This is a genomic window from Streptomyces sp. H27-C3 (genome assembly GCF_030063415.1).
In the GTDB taxonomy this organism is placed as follows: domain Bacteria; phylum Actinomycetota; class Actinomycetes; order Streptomycetales; family Streptomycetaceae; genus Streptomyces.
Window position 1 is genome coordinate 54545 of record NZ_JASITA010000001.1, and the last position, 17081, is coordinate 71625.

The 17081-nt window shown below is 70.6% G+C and carries 16 protein-coding genes and 1 pseudogene; 8 read left to right on the top strand and 9 right to left on the bottom strand.

Annotated elements, in window-relative coordinates; genetic code table 11:
• Positions 1 to 13: 13 nt before the first annotated feature.
• The 4 genes from QMK30_RS00295 to QMK30_RS00310 are packed head-to-tail and all read right to left on the bottom strand — an operon-like array spanning position 14 to position 4035.
• Positions 14 to 1177 (bottom strand): thiolase family protein, encoded by a 1164-nt coding sequence (locus QMK30_RS00295; protein ID WP_283515043.1) that lies wholly within the window; start codon positions 1175 to 1177, stop codon positions 14 to 16.
• Positions 1174 to 2217: a thiolase family protein gene (locus QMK30_RS00300; protein WP_283515044.1), complete on the bottom strand. Its 1044-nt coding sequence runs from the start codon at positions 2215 to 2217 to the stop codon at positions 1174 to 1176. Before QMK30_RS00300 ends, QMK30_RS00295 begins: the two co-directional genes overlap by 4 nt.
• Positions 2217 to 3170: a Zn-ribbon domain-containing OB-fold protein gene (locus QMK30_RS00305; protein ID WP_283515045.1), complete on the bottom strand. Its 954-nt coding sequence runs from the start codon at positions 3168 to 3170 to the stop codon at positions 2217 to 2219. Before QMK30_RS00305 ends, QMK30_RS00300 begins: the two co-directional genes overlap by 1 nt.
• A 49-nt stretch (positions 3171 to 3219) precedes the next feature.
• The gene (locus QMK30_RS00310; protein ID WP_283515046.1) at positions 3220 to 4035 is read right to left on the bottom strand and encodes a crotonase/enoyl-CoA hydratase family protein; all 816 of its coding nucleotides are present in this window, start codon (positions 4033 to 4035) and stop codon (positions 3220 to 3222) included.
• Positions 4036 to 4215: 180 nt separating this feature from the next.
• On the opposite strand from QMK30_RS00310, the gene QMK30_RS00315 reads away from it, so the two are divergent.
• Positions 4216 to 5844 (top strand): acyl-CoA synthetase, encoded by a 1629-nt coding sequence (locus QMK30_RS00315; RefSeq protein ID WP_283515047.1) that lies wholly within the window; start codon positions 4216 to 4218, stop codon positions 5842 to 5844.
• Between the two features lie 195 nt (positions 5845 to 6039).
• Positions 6040 to 6576 carry a hypothetical protein gene (locus QMK30_RS00320; RefSeq protein ID WP_283515048.1) on the top strand — a complete coding sequence of 179 codons (537 nt, stop codon included), beginning with the start codon at positions 6040 to 6042 and terminating at the stop codon, positions 6574 to 6576.
• Positions 6577 to 6607: 31 nt separating this feature from the next.
• On the opposite strand, the gene QMK30_RS00325 is transcribed toward QMK30_RS00320, so the two are convergent.
• On the bottom strand, positions 6608 to 7045 hold the full coding sequence (locus QMK30_RS00325; protein WP_283515049.1) for an SRPBCC family protein: 438 nt from the start codon (positions 7043 to 7045) through the stop codon (positions 6608 to 6610).
• A gap of 50 nt (positions 7046 to 7095) precedes the next feature.
• On the opposite strand from QMK30_RS00325, the gene QMK30_RS00330 reads away from it, so the two are divergent.
• From QMK30_RS00330 to QMK30_RS00340, 3 genes are all read left to right on the top strand, one after another.
• Positions 7096 to 8646, top strand: a complete 1551-nt coding sequence (locus QMK30_RS00330) for an ATP-dependent DNA ligase (protein WP_283515050.1) — start codon at positions 7096 to 7098, stop codon at positions 8644 to 8646.
• Positions 8647 to 8752: 106 nt separating this feature from the next.
• Positions 8753 to 9724, top strand: a complete 972-nt coding sequence (locus QMK30_RS00335) for an NAD(P)-dependent alcohol dehydrogenase (RefSeq protein WP_283515051.1) — start codon at positions 8753 to 8755, stop codon at positions 9722 to 9724.
• Positions 9725 to 9919: 195 nt separating this feature from the next.
• Complete coding sequence (locus tag QMK30_RS00340; protein WP_283515052.1) at positions 9920 to 10120, top strand: DUF4236 domain-containing protein; 201 nt, start codon at positions 9920 to 9922, stop codon at positions 10118 to 10120.
• Between the two features lies 1 nt (position 10121).
• Here the strand turns inward: QMK30_RS00340 and QMK30_RS00345 are convergent, their stop codons facing one another.
• Both QMK30_RS00345 and QMK30_RS00350 read right to left on the bottom strand, forming a co-directional pair.
• On the bottom strand, positions 10122 to 10496 hold the full coding sequence (locus QMK30_RS00345) for a DoxX family protein (RefSeq protein WP_283515053.1): 375 nt from the start codon (positions 10494 to 10496) through the stop codon (positions 10122 to 10124).
• A gap of 135 nt (positions 10497 to 10631) precedes the next feature.
• On the bottom strand, positions 10632 to 11903 hold the full coding sequence (locus tag QMK30_RS00350; RefSeq protein ID WP_283515054.1) for an alpha/beta fold hydrolase: 1272 nt from the start codon (positions 11901 to 11903) through the stop codon (positions 10632 to 10634).
• Between the two features lie 134 nt (positions 11904 to 12037).
• Here QMK30_RS00350 and paaK point away from each other — a divergent pair, with 134 nt between their 5' ends.
• Positions 12038 to 13324, top strand: a complete 1287-nt coding sequence (paaK, locus tag QMK30_RS00355; protein WP_283515055.1) for a phenylacetate--CoA ligase PaaK — start codon at positions 12038 to 12040, stop codon at positions 13322 to 13324.
• On the opposite strand, the gene QMK30_RS00360 is transcribed toward paaK, so the two are convergent.
• Positions 13293 to 14807 (bottom strand): acyl-CoA synthetase, encoded by a 1515-nt coding sequence (locus QMK30_RS00360; protein ID WP_283515056.1) that lies wholly within the window; start codon positions 14805 to 14807, stop codon positions 13293 to 13295. The genes paaK and QMK30_RS00360 overlap by 32 nt on opposite strands.
• A 349-nt stretch (positions 14808 to 15156) precedes the next feature.
• Between QMK30_RS00360 and QMK30_RS00365 the strand changes: the two are divergent.
• Positions 15157 to 15869, top strand: a pseudogene (locus tag QMK30_RS00365) (IS6 family transposase).
• A gap of 111 nt (positions 15870 to 15980) precedes the next feature.
• Positions 15981 to 16250 (top strand): integrase core domain-containing protein, encoded by a 270-nt coding sequence (locus QMK30_RS00370; protein WP_502963024.1) that lies wholly within the window; start codon positions 15981 to 15983, stop codon positions 16248 to 16250.
• 32 nt (positions 16251 to 16282) lie between these two features.
• On the opposite strand, the gene QMK30_RS00375 is transcribed toward QMK30_RS00370, so the two are convergent.
• Complete coding sequence (locus tag QMK30_RS00375; RefSeq protein WP_283515057.1) at positions 16283 to 17050, bottom strand: thioesterase II family protein; 768 nt, start codon at positions 17048 to 17050, stop codon at positions 16283 to 16285.
• Between the last annotated feature and the right edge of the window lie 31 nt (positions 17051 to 17081).

Here is a 17081-nt window from a genome sequence, read left to right on the forward strand (position 1 = left end):
TGCGGCGGGGCGCTCAGCCGGCCGGCGAGTCGGCCCCGACCAGCCACATCGCGAAGAACTGGGCGCCGCCGCCGTAGGCGTGGCCCAGTGCCTTGCGGGCGCCGCCCACCTGGTGCTCCCCAGCCTGCCCCCGGACCTGGAGCGCGGCCTCGGCGAAGCGGATCATGCCGGAGGCGCCGATAGGGTTGGCGGACAGAACGCCGCCCGACGGGTTCACGGGCAGGTCACCGTCGAGTTCGGTGGCGCCGGACTCGGTGAGCTTCCAGCCCTCGCCCTCGGCGGCGAACCCAAGATTCTCCAGCCACATCGGCTCGTACCAGGAGAACGGCACGTACATCTCGACGGCGTCGATCTCCCGCCGCGGGTCGGTGATGCCCGCCTGCCGGTAGACGTCGGCCGCGCAGTCCTTGCCCGCCTGCGGTGAGACGAAGTCCTTGCCGGCGAACATGGTCGGCTCGCTGCGCATCGCCCCGCCATGCACCCACGCGGGCGGGTGCGGTGAACGGGCGGCGCCCGTACGGTCGGTGAGGATCATGGCGCACGCGCCGTCGGACGACGGGCAGGTCTCGGAGTAGCGGACGGGGTCCCAGAGCATCGGGGACGCCTGGACCTTCTCCAGGGTGATGTCGTGCTCGTGCAGGTGCGCGTACGGATTCTTCAGGGCGTTGCGGCGGTCCTTGTACGCGACGAGGGAGCCCACCGTGTCGGGTGCGCCGGTGCGCCGCATGTACGCGCGGATGTGCGGGGCGAAGAAGCCCCCGGCCCCGGCGAGCAGCGGCTGCTGGAACGGGACGGGCAGCGACAGGCCCCACATGGCGTTGGACTCGGACTGTTTCTCGAAGGCGAGCGTGAGGACCGTGCCGTGGACGCGGGCGGCGATCAGGTTCGCTGCGACGAGCGCGGTGGAGCCGCCGACCGAGCCCGCGGTGTGCACCCGCAGCATCGGCTTGCCCACGGCGCCGAGCGCGTCGGCGAGATAGAGCTCGGGCATCATCACGCCCTCGAAGAAGTCCGGGGCCTTGCCGATGACGACCGCGTCGATGTCCGCCCAGGTCAGCTGTGCGTCCTGGAGAGCCGCTTTGGCGGCCTCGCGGACCAGGCCCGCGATGGAGACGTCGCGGCGGGCCGCGACGTGCTTGGTCTGGCCGATGCCCACGACGGCCACGGGCTCCTTCATGACTCCCCCTCCAGGACGGCGACCAGGTTCTGTTGCAGGCACGGGCCCGATGTGGCGTGGGCGAGGGCGCGGTCGGACGCTCCGCGGTGGATGCGGGCCGCGGCCTCGCCGAGGCGGATGAGGCCGGCCGCCATGACGGGGTTGGCGGCGAGCGCGCCGCCCGACGGGTTGATGGTGACGCTGTCGTCGAGGCGCAGGGCCTTGCGCAGCACGACTTCCTGCGAGGTGAAGGGCGCGTGCAGTTCGGCGGTGTCGACGGGCCGCTCGAAGGCGCCCGCCCGCTCGGCGGCCAGCCGGGCCGACGGTGAGTCGGTGAGGTCGCGCACGCCGAGGCTGTGCGCCTCGATGCGGTGGTCCATGCCACGGATCCACGCCGGGCGTTCGCAGAGCCTGCGCGCGGTGTCGCCTGCCGCGAGGATCACGGCGGCGGCGCCGTCCCCGATGGGCGGGCAGTCGCCGGTACGCAGTGGGTGGACGAGGTAGTCGCCCGCCGGGACGGAGCCGCTGAGCTGGGCGTGCGGATTGGCCTCGGCCGCGGCGCGGCTGCGGGCGGCGACGCCTGCGAGTGCCTTCTCGTCGGTGTCCCCCGCGTCGATGAGTGCCTGCGCCTGGAGCGCCGCGAGCGACACCGAGTCGGGCCACAGCGGGGCGATGTAGTACGGGTCGAGCTGGCGGGTCAGTACGTCGCGCAGCTCGCCGGGCGAGGACTTCCCGTACGCGTAGACCAGTGCGGTGTCGGCGTCGCCGGTCAGGAGCTTGACCCAGGCCTCGTACAGCGCCCAGGCGCCGTCCATCTCGACATGGGACTCGGAGATCGGCGGCCAGGCGCCGACGCCGTCGAGAGCCATGGTGAAGGAGAAGGCGCGGCCCGCGAGATAGTCGCTCGATCCGGAGCAGGTGAAGTCGATGTCACTGGTTTTCAGTCCGGTCTGCCCGAGTACGTCGTGCAGCACGGGCATGAGCATCTCGACTTCCGAGAGCTCGTCGCTGCGCCGCCTGTGGTCGGTCTGCCCGAAGGCGACGATGGCCACCTCGCGCATCAGATCAGCTCCTTGTAGACGTCGTAGTCGGCATCGGGTTCGCCGGTGGGTCGGTAGTGGTCGGGATGGCGGCCGTCCTCGGTCCATACCGGTTCGACGCGCAGGCCCATCCGCACCTGGTCGTAGGGGATGCCGCCGATCCGGCCGTGCAGGGCGAGGTCGGCTCCGTCGAGGGCGATGTGGCCGTAGACGTACGGCACTTCGATGTCGAGATTCGCCGTATATGCAGCCTTGATGTTGACGATGCAGAAAGTGGTGACGGTGCCGCGCGGGCCGACCTCGACGCGCTCCTCGGTGGCGATGCCGCAGGTGGGGCAGGCGCCGCGGGGCGGCACGTACACCTTGCGGCAGGAGGGGCAGCGCTCGCCGACGGTGCGCCGTTCGGCGAGCGCGTTGATGTAGTCGGTGGGGGCGCGGCCGGGGCTGTAGGTGTAGTCGAGGCGGGCGGGGGTGGTGATGCCGGTGACCAGGTTCTCGAAGTGCCCGTCGTGCGGGGCGGCCCCGGTGGCCGCCCCGCCTTCGCACGGCTCGAAGCAAGCGATGTCGGTGATGGCGCCGCTGCGTTCGCCCGCCCAGCGGATCCGGACGCGCATCCCGGTGCTCACGGCGTCCGCCCGTGGCGCGTCGAGGACGTGCAGGAGGGCGGTGTCGGCCCCGTCGAGCTTCACCATGACCCAGGCGAAGGGCGTGCTCAGCGGCTGGTCGCGGCGCGGGGTCGGGTTCCAGGCCCAGGTGGTCACGGTCCCGGTGGGGGCGACCTCTACCAGGTGGCGGATCTCCTCGGCGGTCACCGGATCGTATTCGACGGGCGGTACGAGCACCTTGCCGTCGGCGCCGCGCACGCCCAGCACGGTGCGTTCGCGCAGGCCGGTGAGGAAGGCGCTCTGGACAGGACCGAGCGAGCGGGTGAAGGGGAACTCGACGACGAGGGGGGCACTGAGGACTTCGGGCACGGTCACTCCTTGGGTCGGGTCGGACGCAGGCCCCCAGGACCTGCGTCCGTCAGGCGCGCCGGTAGACGGGGGGACGCTTCTCGGCGAAGGCGCGGGAGCCCTCCTTGGCGTCGTCGGTGGCGAAGATCGGCCAGCCGCGTTCGAGTTCGGCGGCGAGGCCGTCGGTCTCGGTCATCTCCGCCGTCTCGTACACCGACGCCTTCACCGCCTCCACGGCGAGCGGACCGCACGCGTTGACCTGCTCGGCGATGGCCAGTGCCTTCTCCAGAGCGGCGCCATCCGTCACGACGTGGCCGATGAGCCCGATGCCCCTGGCCTCCTCCGCGCTGTACGGGCGGGCGGTCAGCAGCATCTCCAGGGCGTGGGTGCGCGGGATCTGGCGGGGCAGGCGCACGGTCGAGCCGCCGATCGGGAAGAGGCCGCGTCTGACCTCGAAGAGACCGAAGGTGGCGCTCTCGCCTGCGACCCGGATGTCGGTGCCCTGAAGGATCTCCGTGCCGCCCGCCACGCAGTAGCCCTCGACGGCGGCGATCACCGGTTTGCGCGGGCGGTGGTGGCGCAGCATCGCCTTCCAGTGCAGGTCGGGGTCGGCCTCCATGCGGTCCCGGTACTGCTCGCCGCCCATCGAGTCGCCCGCGAGCGCCTTGAGGTCCATGCCCGCGCAGAAGTCCCCTCCCGCGCCGGTCAGCACGATCGAGCGGACCGTGTCGTCCTCGTCGGCCGCCAGCCAGCCGTCGTACAGACCGACCAGCATCGGCAGCGAGAGGGCGTTCTTCGCCTCGGGCCTGTTCAGGGTGAGCACCAGAGTGGCGCCTTCGCGCCGCGCGGTGAGGTGTTCCGTACCGAGGTGTTCCGTACCACCCATAACCATCCTCCACTCGTCGGACGTGGAACAGGTTGCAGGAGGGCGGGTTCCAGTTCAATAGTTTTCTGACAGTCAGTCAGATTTCTTCGGTGCAGGCCCTTCCCACTTGGGGCGGGCTTTGCTCTGATGGCCGTCGAGCCAGTCGTGCCAGTTCTGCACCCGGGGCAGTCAGGAGGAACGGTGGAGTACAACCTTGCCGACCTGTTCGAGTCGGTCGTCGACGCGGTCCCGGACCGCGAGGCGCTTGTGTACATCGACCATCCCGGCACGGGCGCGGAGCGCCGGCTCACGTACGCCGAGCTGGACGTGGCCGCCAACCGTGTCGCGCACCACCTGATCGACGCGGGCATCAAGCCGGGCGAGCATGTGGGCCTGCATCTGTACAACGGCATCGAGTATCTGCAGACCGTGCTGGGCTGTCTCAAGGCACGCATTGTGCCAGTCAACGTCAACTACCGTTACGTCGAAGAGGAGTTGATCTACCTCTACCGTGACGCGGACCTGACGGCGCTCGTCTTCGACGCCGAGTTCACCGAGCGGGTCGCGGCCGCCCTGCCGCAGACCCACAAGCTCCGGCATCTGGTGCGCGTGGGCACTCCCCCGCCCGGTGTCCCCGAACCCGCCGTGCTCCCCGTGCCCTTCGCGGAGGCCGCGACGACGGCGTCCGACGCGCGGGGCTTCGGTCCGCGGTCGGCCGACGACCAGTTCATCATCTACACGGGCGGCACCACGGGCATGCCCAAGGGCGTCATGTGGCGCCAGGAAGACCTGTTCTTCTCCGGGCTCGGCGGCGGCGCGCCGACCGGTGACCCGGTGAAGTCCCCCCAGGAACTGGCCGAGCGGGTGGCGGCCGGCGGCGACGGGATCACCTTCTTCCCCACTCCCCCGCTGATGCACGGCACCTCGACCCTCACCGCGTTCATCGGCTTCTTCTTCGGCCAACGGATCGTCATCCACCGCAAGTTCGCGCCCGAAGAGGTACTTCGTACGATCGAGAAGGAGAAGGTCACCAGCGTGTCGCTGGTCGGCGACGCGATGCTGCGGCCACTGATCGACGCACTGAACGGGCCGATGAGGGGCACCGACTGCTCGTCGATGTTCAGCGTCTCGTCCTCGGGCGCGATCATGTCGGAGACGGTGCGCGCACAGTTCCAGGCGCTGGTGCCGACGGTGACGCTGCTGAACAACTTCGGGTCATCGGAGTCCGGCTTCAACGGCACGGCGACCGACGACTCCGGGCCCGAGAAGGGGTTCAGGTTGCGCGTCAACTCCCGTACAGCGGTGGTCGATCCGGCGACGTACACGCCGGTCGCGGTCGGCGAGGTGGGCCGCATCGCCCAGCGCGGACACGTACCGCTCGGCTACTACAACGACCCGAAGAAGACCGCCGAGACCTTCTTCCAGGCGGACGGCGAGCGCTGGGTGCTGCTCGGCGACATGGCGACCGTCGACGACGAGGGCATCGTCACGGTGCTGGGCCGGGGCTCGCAGTGCATCAACACCGGTGGTGAGAAAGTCTATCCGGAAGAGGTCGAGCAGGCGCTGAAGTCCCATCCCGATGTGTACGACGCGCTGGTGGCGGGTGTCCCCGACGAGAAGTGGGGCAATCATGTGGCCGCCGTGGTGCAGCTGCGCGAGGGGGCGGGCGAGCCGAGCCTCGACGACATCCAGGCGCACTGCCGGACCCGGTTGGCGGGGTACAAGATCCCCCGGCAGCTGGTGATAGCACCCGAGATCCAGCGCTCACCGAGCGGCAAGGCGGACTACCGGTGGGCCCGGACGGTCGCGGTGGGCACGAACGGCCGATAGGGCTCCCCCGCCGTGGCTCCCCCTGCCGCCCCCGGTGACTTCCGCCGCCCCCGGTGAAGACGCCGCGGGCCATCGGGCAGTCATCAGCGGGAATCGGAAAGGCCATGCCGAAGAAATCGGGCAAGGGCGTGCTGTACGCGGAGAACGAGGCCGAGGCCAAGGATTCTGCTTGAGGCCTACGCCAAGGGCATCGAGTTGGACAGGGCGCTGGTGTCCGAGAGCATCTGGGCCACGACCCCGCGGATCGCCTGCGACCCCAAGGAAGGCATCAGCGTGGCGGAGAGCGCGCTGCTCACCGAACTGCAGGAACTGCAGGAGCTGCAGGAGCTGCAAGAGCTGCAGAGCGAGACGCGCAGGAAGGCACGCCGGGACGCGCTCGCCACGCAGTGGGCCACCCTGCCGGGTCGTACGGCCACGATCGGCGGCGCCGTCCAGAACATCGCAAGCCAGTGCCGGGCCCAGTACATCTCGGGATCCCCAGTGGACTTCAGTTACGGCGCGCCCCTGACCGAAACCGCGTGCGAAGCACTCGGCGCGAACTGGAAGACGCTGGGCACCTGGGCCTCGGGCCAGGGGCTCACGCAGTTCCAGTCGTTCCGTTGGCTGCCGGTCGAGAACAAGGAGGAGAAGGTCAAGGGGGGCGGTGCGACGCTCGCACGCCGCGGCAAACAGGGGAACCTGTTCGTCACCATTCGGAACATCACCTACAACGCCCATATCGACATCCGCTGAGCCCCGGCGTTCGACGGATCGCGCGGGCCTCCTACCGGCCGGCCAGCAGGCTCTTGAGCTCGCGGCCGAAGAGCAGCCGGCCCGCGCGCACGATCGCCCCGTCGAACACCCTGGGGAGCCCACGGACGTGCAGGTCCTCGGTCCAGACGACGCAGGCGCCGCCGGGCACGGGCCGTACATCGAACTCGGCCCACCCCAGCACGACGGAGCCGCGCTTCTCCAGGCGGCAGCGCCCCGGGCCGTCCGCCCGCGGCGGCTCCCAGCGCACCACCTCCATGGGGTCGTCGAACCCGAGCGGACCGGCGCCCGTACGGGCCACGAAGACCGTCCCCGGGCCGGTCGGCGACGGCGTGGTGACGGTGACGCGGGTGAGGGGGACCTGGGCGCCGTGGCGTTCCCACGCGGTCAGGCGGCGCCAGGCCTCGTCGGCGGACAGGTGCGTGCGTCGTTCGATACGGAAGAGGGCCACAGCGCGAGCTTAGGCCTGCGGGATGACGGATGCCGTTGCACGATGGGGGCATGCTGCTGGCCACACTCGCCCGGGTCTCCCGGGAGATCACCTCGACCTCGGCGCGCTCGGGGAAGACCGCGCTGCTGGCGGAGCTCTTCCGGGCCGCGGAACCCGACGACGTACCGATCGCCATCGCGTATCTGGCGGGCCGGCTGCCCCAGGGCCGGATCGGGATCGGCTGGAGTCTGCTGAGCGAGCACGTCGCCCCGGCCGCCGACCCCTCGCTGACGCTGCGCGAGGTGGACGCGGCGCTGACCGCGTTCGTGGCGGTCGCCGGGCGCGGTGCGCAGGCGGAGCGCGGCAGCCTGGTGCGGGGGTTGATGGCCTCGGCGACGGACGAGGAGCAGCGTTTCCTGACGGGGCTGCTCACCGGCGAGGTGCGGCAGGGTGCCCTGGACGCGCTGGCCGCGGAGGGCCTGGCCGCCGCCGCCGGGGCACCGGCGGCGGCGGTGCGCCGGGCGGTGACGCTGGGCGGCTCGCTGGTCGAGGTCGGCCGGGCGCTGCTCGCCCGGGGCCCGGCGGCGCTCACCGAATTCAGCCTGCGGGTCGGGCGTGGCGTGCCGCCGATGCTGGCGAGCCCCGCGGCCGGTGTGGGGGCGGCGGTCGAGAAGCTCGGCCTGTGCGCCGTGGAGGAGAAGCTGGACGGCATCCGGGTCCAGGTGCACCGCGACGGCGAGGGGGTCCGCGTCTTCACCCGCACCCTGGACGACATCACCGACCGGGTTCCCGAACTCACCTCGGCGGCGATGGAGTTGAGCGCCGATTCGTTCATTCTCGACGGCGAGGTCATCGCGTTCGACACTCGCGGACGCCCGCTGCCCTTCCAGGACATCGCGGGCCGTGTCGGCTCGCGCCTCGATGTGGCGGCGGCCCGCGCGGCGCTGCCCCTGTCCCCCGTGTTCTTCGACGTGCTGGCTCTCGACGGGGAGGTCCTGCTCGACCTGCCGTACCGGGAGCGCCATGAGCGGCTGGCCGGGCTCGTTCCCGAGCCGATGCGGGTACGCCGGACGGTGGTGACGGGCGCCGACGGCCGGGCCGCGGCGGACGAGTTCTGGGCGCGGACACTTGAACGCGGCCACGAAGGGGTGGTGCTCAAGGCGCTGGACGCGCCCTATCAGGCGGGGCGGCGCGGCGCCTCGTGGCTCAAGGTGAAGCCGGTCCACACCTTGGACCTGGTGGTACTGGCCGCCGAATGGGGCCACGGCCGGCGGACCGGGAAGCTGTCCAATCTACATCTGGGCGCGCGCCGGCCCGACGGAACGTTCGCGATGCTCGGCAAGACGTTCAAGGGGCTCACCGATGTGATGCTGGCCTGGCAGACGAAGCGTCTACAGGAGCTGGCGACGTCCGAGAAGGGGTACGTGGTGACCGTACGCCCGGAGCTTGTCGTGGAGATCGCGTACGACGGGCTCCAGCGGTCCACGCGATACCCGGAAGGGGTGACGCTCCGGTTCGCGCGGGTCGTCCGCCACCGGGAGGACAAGGCGGCGGCCGAGGCGGACACCGTCGAGACGGTGCTCGCGTCGGGGCCGGTCCTGACCGAGGAGAAGCCGGAGTAGTAGCGGGCCGCCGCCCTCCTTCCACATCGCAGGTAAAGAAGACTTGACACCATATCCGGGGTGCTTGACACTCACGAGTGTCAGGTTTTCTTTACATGGGGGGCTCATGAAGGCCATCGTTCACGACACCTACGGACCGCCCGAGGTGCTGCGCCTCGAAGAGGTAGCGCGACCGGTCGCCGGCCGGGGGGAGGTCCTCGTCAAGATCCATGCCGCGTCCGTCGACCCGGGGGTCTGGCATCTCACGACGGGCCGCCCGTACCTCCTCCGCGCGGCGGGCTTCGGCCTGCGGGCTCCCAAGGCCCGCGTCCGGGGCACGGACGCCGCGGGGCGGGTGGAGGCGGTCGGCCCGGACGTCACCCGGTTCCGGCCGGGCGACGAGGTGTACGGCACCTGCAAGGGGTCGTTCGCCGAATACGCGTGCGCCAAGGAGGACAGCCTCGCGCCGAAGCCCGCGAACCTCGACTTCGAGCAGGCGTCCGCGGTCCCGGTTTCCGCGTGCACCGCCCTCCAGGCCCTGCGCGACGGAGGGCGGCTGAAGTCCGGCCGGCGGGTCCTCGTCATCGGCGCGTCGGGCGGCGTGGGCACGTTCGCCGTACAGCTGGCCAAGGCCTTCGGCGCCCATGTCACCGGCGTCTGCAGCACCGCCAACACGGACCTGGTCCGCTCCGTCGGCGCCGACGAGGTCATCGACTACACCCAGGAGGACCCCACCGACGGCGCCCGCCGCTACGACCTCGTCGTCGATACCGGCGGCAACCGCCCCCTCGCGCGGCTGCGCAGAGCCCTGACCCCGCGCGGAACCCTGGTCATCGTCGGCGGCGAGGGCGGGGGCAAGTGGATCGGCGGTACGAACCGGGAGTTGGGGGCGCTCCTGCTGTCACCGTTCGTGGGCCACCGGCTGCGCGGGCTCGTCGCCACGCAACGCCACAGCGACCTGGCGCTTCTCACGGAACTCGTCGAGGCCGGATCGGTGACACCCGTCATCGACCGCGTCTACCCGCTGGCCGACGTCCCCGCCGCCGTCCAGCACCTCAGGGAGGGCCACCCGCGCGGCAAGATCGTCGTCCGCGTCTGACGGGCCGTCCGACATCGCTCGGCCGAATCGGTCGTGCGCGTAGGCCAGTTGGCGCCGGGCGCGGGCCCTCATGCCAGTGCGCGCGGCGGTGCTAGCCGCGTGCGTGCCGCTGGAGTCCATCGGTCTGAAGCGCATGGTTCACGCCAACGCCGGTAACACGTAGGGCATCACACCCCCGACGCGAGGATGCAGACCATGCCGATCACCTTCCGCAAGAGCTTCCGGATCCTCCCCGGAGTGCGGCTGAACATCAACCGTCGCTCCTGGTCCATCACCACCGGCGGCCGGAACGGCCCGCGCCGCACGACGAGCAGCACGGGCCGCCGCACCACCTCCATGGACCTGCCTGGTCCCTTCGGGTGGCGGAAAACGACCCGCACCCGCAAGTCGCGCTGACTCAGCGGGCCGCGTCCCTGCCGACCCTCGCCGCCCACAGGACCAGCGGCGCCTGCAGCGGCAGCCGTCCGTAGGCGAGGGCCTTCAGCGGAGCCTTCTTGTGCCGCCAGTCGTACGCCATCTTCACGTTGGCGGGGAAGACGGCCGCGAAGAAGACCGCGGTGGCGAGCGCGCTCACCCGCCGGGTGCGCGGCACCGATACGCCCGCCGCGAGCAGCAGTTCCACGACCCCGCTGCCCTGGGTCCAGGCGCGGGCGCTGCCCGGCAGCGCATCGGGGACGGTGGCGTCGAACAGCTTCGGCGCCACGGCGTGGGCCGCGCCCGCCGCGGCGAGGAGACCGACAAGCAGTTGTGCGGAGCGTTCGGTGGCGGGCAACTGGGGCCTCCTGGGCGGTCGGAGCTGGGGGCGGCGGACGGCAGCACGATTATTACCTGCCAGTAGACCGCATTGCTAGACGTTGTGTCAGCAGCCGTGGCAGGCGCCGCGTCAGGAGCTGATGCGGCAACCGTGTCAGTAGCAGCCGAACGTCCTGAGCTCCGCCAGGTACGCGACGGGCTCCCGCTGGTGAATCAGGTGTCCCGCTTCGATCGTCACGAAGCGACAGCCCGGGATCCGCTCCGCCATCCGCGCCAGGCGGTCCTGCGGCATGAAGCTGCCGGCGCCGCCTGCGATCAGCAGGGCGGGCGCCGTGATCTTGGCGAGGTCGTCGACCCAGGCCGGGTCGGGGTCGTTGTATTGCGCGTCGGTCTCGACGACCACGCCCCAGTCGTAGTCGAGCACCTCGTCCGTGCGCACCGGGTCCGGACGCCTCGGGTCGGCGGGGAACGGCGGGGGCTCCTCCATGACGAGCCGCCCGACCCGCTCCGGGTACGCCTGGGCGACCAGTGCGGCGACCGCTCCGCCCATGGAATGGCCGACGAGGTCGACCCGGTCCAGACCGAGCGCGTCGAGGAACGCCCTTACGTCGTCCCGCATTTGTGCGTATCCGTAGCTGCCGGGCCAGTCGCTCGCCCCGTGGCCGCGCAGATCGATGGCGTACACCCGGCGGATCGCCGCCAGCTCCCGGGCGATGTGCGCCCAGCGGGCGCTGTTGGCCGACCTGCCGTGCAGCAGAACGACGGGCGGCGCGGCCTGGTCGCCCCAGGTGCGGTACGCCATCCGCAGGCCGTTCGCCCGCACGGTGAGCACGTCCGGATCGAGGAAGGACAGCACGGTCCGGAGGAACCCTGCCCGGTCACCGACCCGCGGGAGGCTGCCACCGCCGGGCAGGACAACAAGCTCGGCGTCGGGCAGCACGCCCGCCAGTTCGGCGGCGCGCTCGCACTGGGCCCCGGCGCCCTCCCCTTCTCCCGCCAGGAGCAGGACCGGCGCCTTCACCCCGGTCGGCGCGGTCGGCCCCGCGCCGGAGGCAGCGTCCGGCTCGGGATCGACCAGTACCAGGGAGCGCAGCCGCCCGGGGTGCTCGGCGGCGTACCGCAGAGCGAGGTCGGCGCCCGACGCCTGCGCCAGCACGTCCGTCCGTTCCAGGCCGAGGTGCTCACGCAGGGCCTCGATGTCGTCGACGGTCGGGGCGCGGTACGTCGACGGGCCCGCCGGGGCCGCGGATTCAGCTACGCCGCGCCGGTCGAGGAGGACGAGCTCCCGGTGCGCGCCCAGCCCACCGAGGTCCCTGAGCTGCTCCGACGCACTCGGCGCGCCGTCCAGCAGACAGATCAGCGGCTCCCCCTCCCCCACCAGGCGGTAGCCGAGTTCCGCGCCGTCGTGCGTGCCGAATATCCCCATGCCGAAGATCCTCTCAGGTCCCCAGGAAGCCGGGCCGGTCGCATGCCTTGACGATGGGACGGGCTCCTGAATTACTGATCCCCCAGAAGCTCGACCGAATGATCGGTCGTCCGGTTTGGACGGGAGAGTCACCCATGACGGTGCTGCTGGACGCGGCGGAACAGCTCGGCCGCGGGGAGCTCGAAGCGCTGCAACTAGAGCGGCTGCGGAAGTCTCTGCGCCACGCGTACAACCAGGTGCCGTTCTACCGGCAGGCGTTCGACCAGGCAGGGTTGCGCCCCGAGGACTGCACCTCGCTCGCCGACGTGGCCCGCTTCCCGTTCACCACCAAGGCCGATCTGCGCGACAACTACCCCTTCGGCATGTTCGCCGTCCCCCAGTCCGAGGTCCGCCGTATCCACGCCTCCAGCGGGACCACGGGCCGTCCGACCGTCGTCGGCTACACCGAGGGCGATCTGGACATGTGGGCCGACACGGTCGCGCGCTCGATCCGCGCGGCCGGCGGACGCCCCGGCCACAAGGTGCATGTGGCTTACGGATACGGGCTGTTCACCGGCGGCCTGGGCGCGCACTACGGCGCCGAGCGGCTCGGCTGTACCGTCATCCCGGCCTCCGGCGGCATGACCGCGCGCCAGGTGCAGCTGATCCAGGACTTTCGCCCCGAGGTCATCATGGTGACGCCGTCGTACATGCTCACCCTGCTCGACGAGTTCGAACGCCAGGGCGTCGATCCGCGCTCCACCTCCCTGCAGGTCGGCATCTTCGGCGCCGAGCCGTGGACCGAGGCGATGCGCGATGAGATCGAGGAGCGGTTCGCGATCGACGCGGTCGACATATACGGGCTGTCCGAGGTGATCGGTCCGGGGGTGGCGCAGGAGTGCGTGGAGACGAAGGACGGGCTGCACATCTGGGAGGACCACTTCTACCCGGAGGTCGTCGACCCCGTCACGGGTGAGGTGCTGCCGGACGGTGAGCAGGGTGAGCTGGTCTTCACCTCGCTCACCAAGGAGGCCATGCCGGTGATCCGCTACCGGACGAGGGACCTGACGCGCCTGCTGCCGGGTACGGCCAGGGTCTTCCGGCGCATGGACAAGGTCACCGGCCGCAGCGACGACCTGGTGATCGTGCGCGGGGTCAATCTCTTCCCCACCCAGGTCGAGGAGATCGTACTGCGGACGCCCGCGCTCGCCCCGCACTTCCAACTGCTGCTGACCCGCGAGGGCCGGATGGATCAACTCACCGTACTGGCCGAGGCCAGGGCCGATGCCACCGCCGAGGAGCGGAAGGCCGCCGCCCTCGCGGTCGCGACGGCCGTGAAGGACTCCATCGGAGTGTCGGTCGGAGTCGAGATCCTCGACCCCGAGACGCTGGAGCGGTCGGTGGGCAAGTTCAAGCGGATCGTGGACCGTCGTCCTCGCTGAAGCGGTCCCGCAGTTCGCGCTTGAGGATCTTCCCGCTGGCGTTGCGCGGCAGTTCGTCCACGAACTGGACCTTCTTCGGAGCCTTGAAGTGGGCGAGCTTCTCGCGTGCGTGGACCATCAGTTCGGCCTCGGTGACCTCGCCGCGCGGCACGACGAAGGCGGTGACGGCCTCGATCCAGCGCTCGTCCGGCAGCCCGACCACCGCTGCCTCGGCGACGCCCGGGTGGGTGTAGAGCGCGTCCTCGACCTGGCGTGAAGCGATCAGCACACCACCGGAGTTGATGACGTCCTTCACCCGGTCGACGATCGTGAAGTACCCCTCGCGGTCGCGCACCGCGAGGTCCCCGGAGCGGAACCACCCGTCCCGGAAGGCCTCCTTCGTCTCCGCCGCCTTGTGCCAGTAGCCCTCGCACAGCTGCGGTGAGCGGTAGACGACCTCGCCCGCTGTCCCGTCGGGGACCTCGTCGCCGTGCTCGTCGACGACCATGGCCTCGACGAAGAGCACGGGCCGCCCGCAGGAGTCCATCCTTCCCTCGTGCTCGTCGGGGCCGAGGACGGTGGCGAGCGGGCCGATCTCACTCTGCCCGAAGCAGTTGTAGAAGGCGAGCGAGGGAAGCCGCTCCCGAAGCCGTTCGAGAACCGGTACGGGCATGATCGACGCCCCGTAGTACGCCTTCCGCAGCCCACCGAGCTCGCGGGTGGCGAAGTCGGGGTGGTTGGCCAGGCCGATCCAGACCGTGGGCGGCGCGAAGAGGCTGTCCGCTTCGCCCGCCTCCACCAGGTCGAAGATCTTCACCGGATCGGGCCCGTCGATGATGATGTTCGTCGCGCCGACCGCGAGGTGGGGCAGCAGGAAGACATGCATCTGCGCCGAGTGGTAGAGCGGCAGCGAGTGGACGGGACGGTCGCTCTCCTTGAGGTCGAGCGCGGTGATGGCGCTGACGTACTCGTGGACGAGCGCCCGGTGGGTCATCATCGCGCCCTTGGGCAGGGCCGTCGTCCCCGACGTGTACAGCAGTTGCACGATGTCCCGGGCCTCCCGGTCGATCTCGTACGGTTGCGTGCTGCCCAGCGCCTCCAGCAGCGAACCCGGTGCGTCGCGCAGCGGACGTACGGCGAAACCCTCCGGAATGCGCCCGGCGAGGTTCGGATCGGCGAGGACCAGCGCGCTGGCCGAATCCTCCAGGATGTACGTCAGGTCCTCACCGGTCAGGTTCTGGTTCACCGGCACATGGATGAGGCCGGCCCGCGCGCAGGCGAGGAAGGCGATCAGGTACACGTCCGAGTTGTGGCCGTACGTCGCCACCCGGTCGTCGCCCTCCAGGCCCTGCCCGGTCAGTTCGGCCGCCGCCGTGGAGACCGCTTCGTCCAGCTCCGCGTAGGTCCAGGTCCGGTCCGCGTACCGCAGGGCGGTGCGGTCGGGGGTGCGCCGGGCGCTGCGCCGCAGGACACCGTCGACTGTGCTGTTGCGTACGGCTCTCATGGCGTGATCCTGCGGGGCGGCGCCCCGCGGGTCAAGCGGGCCACGTCCAATACCGAACGGGATGTTGACATGCGTCCGCCCGGCTGGGTGCATGGACCAACCACCCTGCGCCACCGACACGTTGGGAGGCACGTTGCACTTCCGAACCCGCCTGAGACACCTGGCGCTCGCCTCGATCGCCCTGACCACCGTCACGGCTTCACTGCCGTCGGCAGCGGCCGCCGACACCGATTCCCGCGACCGGCACCCCTCCTCCGGCAAGCTGTCAGCCGGGTGTTGTCAGGTTGAGCGGGAGGCTTCTCCGGTGGCATGGTCATCCGGCTTGGTCGGATCGCCGGAGGGGCTGCTCGTGGGCACGGTGTCGTACCGGGGTTTCCGCTTCCCGCCGGAGATCATCAGCCACTGCGTGTGGCTGTACCACCGGTTCACGCTGAGCCTGCGCGATGTCGAGGAGCTGATTTCGAGCGCGGCATCGAGGTCACCTACGAGACGGTCCACCAGTGGACCCGCCGGTTCGGCCCGGCCTACGCCGCGGCGCTGCGCCGCCGGCGCCCGAAGCCGGGCGACAAGTGGCACCTCGACGAGGTCTTCGTCAAGATCCAAGGGAGGCAGCGGTACCTGTGGCGCGCCGTCGACAGCGACGGCAACGTGCTCGACATCCTGCTGCAGAACCGCCGCGACGAGCCCACGGCCAGGCGCTTCTTCCGGAAACTGATGAAGAAGACCCGCGCGGTGCCCCGGGTGATCGTCACCGACAAGCTCCGCTCCTACGGCGCCGCCCACCGCACGGTCATGCCCTCGGTCGAGCACCGCTCCCACAAGGGCCTGAACAACCGCGCCGAGAACAGCCACCAGCCAACGAGGCAACGCGAACGCGCGATGAAAGGCTTCCGCTCGGTGGGCGCCGCCCAACGGTTCCTCGCCGCCTTCAGCGGCATCTCACCCCACTTCCGACCCCCACGCCACCTCATGACCGCCAGCCACCACCGCACCGAAAAAAACATCCGCTTCGCCATCTGGGACCGGATCACCGGCACCGTCGGCCCACCCACCGCGGCTTGAGTCAGCCACCACCACGCCCAGACACGCCCCGAATCGGAACACATCCCCAAGGACTCACTCAACCTGACAACACCCATCGATGTGCTCCTCAGCGCCCCACAAGCGCCGAGGATGAACGCCTACTGCGAGCGCGTGATCGGCACCGTCCGCCGCGAAGCCCTCGACCATGTCCTCATCACCAACGAAGCCCACGCCCGCCGCGTCCTGGCCGAATACCAGAGCCACGACAACGGACACAGGCCCCACCAGTCCCGCAACCAGCCACCACCCGACGCACAGGAGCAACCGGCCTCCGCCTCAACAGACGACCTCGGCAACCGCAGACTCCTGCGAACCCGCGTCCTCGGCGGAACCATCAACGAATACCGATTCGCCGCTTGACCAGCAGCGATGACTTTTCGAGCGGCACAGGGTCAGGTGCCCAGGGAGGTGTGGAGCTGGTCGGAGATGGTCTGGATGACCTCGGCCTGGTAGGGCACCAGGTAGAAGTGGCCCTGGGAGAAGACCCGTAGGGCGAACGGGCCTTCGGTGTGCTCGGCCCAGGCTGCGGCCTCCTGCACGGTCACCTTGGGGTCGTCGCTGCCGACCATCGCGAGCAGGGGGCAGTGCAGCGGCTCCCCCGGCTCGGGGGCGTAGGTCTCCGCGGCCCGGTAGTCGGCCCGGATGGCCGGGAGGATCATCCGGAGCACCTCCTCGTCGCCGAGCAGTTGGGTGTCGGTGCCGCTGAGGCTCTTGACCTCGTCGATCAGGCCCCGGTCGTCGCGCAGGTGGACGGTCTCGTGGCGGGGTCCCGAGGGGGCCCGGCGGCCGGAGGCGAACAGGGCCGCCGCGACGATGCCCTTCTCTCGCTCGAAACGGCGGGCGACCTCGAAGGCGACCGAGGCGCCCATGCTGTGGCCGAAGAATGCCAGCGGCCGGTCCGCCCAGGGCAGCAGCGCCGTGAAGACGTGGTCGGCGAGTTCGGGGATGTTGTCGATGAGGGGTTCGGTGCGGCGGTCCTGCCGGCCGGGGTACTGCACGCACAGCACGTCGGCGAAGTCCGGCATGGCGCGGGCCACGGGGAGGTAGAAGCTCGCGGAGCCGCCCGCGTGCGGCAGGCAGACCAGTCGGACGGTGCTGTCCGGCCGCGGCTGGAACCGGCGGATCCACAGGCTGTCGTGGGCGAGGGTCGAGGCGTTCACGGAAGTGATCACTTTCTTTCGGGAGGCGGGA

Bases quoted from the DNA above. Each gene is read 5' to 3' on its own strand.
- QMK30_RS00295 (WP_283515043.1), bottom strand. From the start codon at position 1,177: ATGAAGGAGCCCGTGGCCGTCGTGGGCATCGGCCAGACCAAGCACGTC.
- QMK30_RS00300 (WP_283515044.1), bottom strand. From the start codon at position 2,217: ATGCGCGAGGTGGCCATCGTCGCCTTCGGGCAGACCGACCACAGGCGG.
- QMK30_RS00310 (WP_283515046.1), bottom strand. From the start codon at position 4,035: ATGGGTGGTACGGAACACCTCGGTACGGAACACCTCACCGCGCGGCGC.
- QMK30_RS00330 (WP_283515050.1), top strand. From the start codon at position 7,096: ATGCTGCTGGCCACACTCGCCCGGGTCTCCCGGGAGATCACCTCGACC.
- QMK30_RS00335 (WP_283515051.1), top strand. From the start codon at position 8,753: ATGAAGGCCATCGTTCACGACACCTACGGACCGCCCGAGGTGCTGCGC.
- QMK30_RS00340 (WP_283515052.1), top strand. From the start codon at position 9,920: ATGCCGATCACCTTCCGCAAGAGCTTCCGGATCCTCCCCGGAGTGCGG.
- QMK30_RS00350 (WP_283515054.1), bottom strand. From the start codon at position 11,903: ATGGGGATATTCGGCACGCACGACGGCGCGGAACTCGGCTACCGCCTG.
- paaK (WP_283515055.1), top strand. From the start codon at position 12,038: ATGACGGTGCTGCTGGACGCGGCGGAACAGCTCGGCCGCGGGGAGCTC.
- QMK30_RS00360 (WP_283515056.1), bottom strand. From the start codon at position 14,807: ATGAGAGCCGTACGCAACAGCACAGTCGACGGTGTCCTGCGGCGCAGC.
- QMK30_RS00370 (WP_502963024.1), top strand. From the start codon at position 15,981: ATGAACGCCTACTGCGAGCGCGTGATCGGCACCGTCCGCCGCGAAGCC.